This is a genomic window from Vibrio sp. 1641 (assembly GCF_033339995.1).
In the GTDB taxonomy this organism is placed as follows: Bacteria; Pseudomonadota; Gammaproteobacteria; order Enterobacterales; family Vibrionaceae; genus Vibrio; species Vibrio alginolyticus.
On the sequence record NZ_JAWOVP010000332.1, the window covers coordinates 1 to 596 of the forward strand.

The 596-nt window shown below is 44.5% G+C and carries 1 pseudogene; it reads right to left on the reverse strand.

Going from position 1 to position 596, the window contains the following annotated elements:
• Positions 1-596, reverse strand: a pseudogene (locus tag R7Z47_RS25820) (replication initiation factor family protein); the annotation flags it as partial.

The following is a 596-nucleotide window of genomic DNA, read 5'->3' on the forward strand; positions in this document are numbered from 1 at the left end:
AACCCCTATCAGATGTGCGAAACGCATTATCGGCATAGGCTTTTTTTGCATACTCACGACCAAACAGGCCGTGGAAGTCATCGACTGCAAGGTCGATTCGAGATAGACGGTTACAGTCGAGAAGATCTAACCACCAATGCAAACGGAATGCACTTGTGTGCTCAAAAACGTGTTTGCACCCTAGCCCCTCAATTTGGAAATAACAGGTTCCACGGTTGCCACCCAAAGCAACAAATCCAACGTGCTTATTAGAGTGTTTGGTCATCAAGTGACATGAATCCTCGTAACCGTATAAACCCTTACCACGCCAAGGCGACATGCGAAGGCCAAGAACGTGCAAGCAAAAAACCTCCAAACGTTCCATCATTGCAACGTTCCATTGTTGTTTGTATCGCTCGATTAACTTTTCTTTTTGCTCAGGAGTTTTAGCCATGCGGTAATTTGGCTTAGGGATTGGAGCCCAAATAGCAGAAGAAAGATCTGACTTGTGAGCGTGACGCAAAGATGAGTAAGGGATTGTACAAGACAAGTAATCAACAAACACAAATGGACTTGCATCAGTGTCGATTTGCAATTCTTCTGGAGTGAATACTTGT